Raw genomic sequence first — 531 nt, 5'->3', positions numbered from 1 at the left:
TAAAATAGTATTTTCTTTGCCATCTTTGTCTGTGATGATTTGCTTTTTAATTAGTGAGCCTAAATTATATCTCCATAAATTTATATTTACATAGGTTAATAAAATGAAATTTAAAGTAATACAAAAAGGGTACCACATCCCAACTGGTACAAGCAATACAATTTATTTACGAATTGATAATTGGGATGATTTCTCCTTTCGTACAACATTCCATGTGATAGTTACAGATAATGACGGAAGTTCTTATGATCTTGGCAATGTAAAAATAGGATATAAAGATCAAACTATTGAAAAAGATACGCATCAAACATTACTCCCTGAATTTAATTCCTTTGATAGCGGTTATTTTTCTTTAGGGACTAGTCTGGACTATTATAATAATTTGATGTCTTTGCCTAGCGAAAAACTCAGGGAAAAAATTTTAGAAAAACTTAATGATGTTGTTTTTTCTTCTGAGAAGTTAAGTATTGCAATGAACGAACCTGTCTTCAAAAAATCTTTATTAAGAGATATTAGGTAATGACTCCAACT

General features: G+C 29.2%; 1 protein-coding gene. It reads left to right on the top strand.

Annotation, left to right across the window (positions count from 1 at the left end; translation table 11 throughout):
• Positions 1 to 103: 103 nt before the first annotated feature.
• Positions 104 to 520, top strand: coding sequence for a hypothetical protein (locus RE027_RS18170; protein ID WP_123906395.1), 417 nt, complete (start codon positions 104 to 106; stop codon positions 518 to 520).
• Positions 521 to 531: the final 11 nt, after the last annotated feature.

It is taken from the genome of Kocuria sabuli (assembly GCF_040981185.1).
GTDB lineage: Bacteria > Actinomycetota > Actinomycetes > Actinomycetales > Micrococcaceae > Kocuria > Kocuria sabuli.
This window is presented reverse-complemented; position numbering and strand designations above follow the sequence as displayed.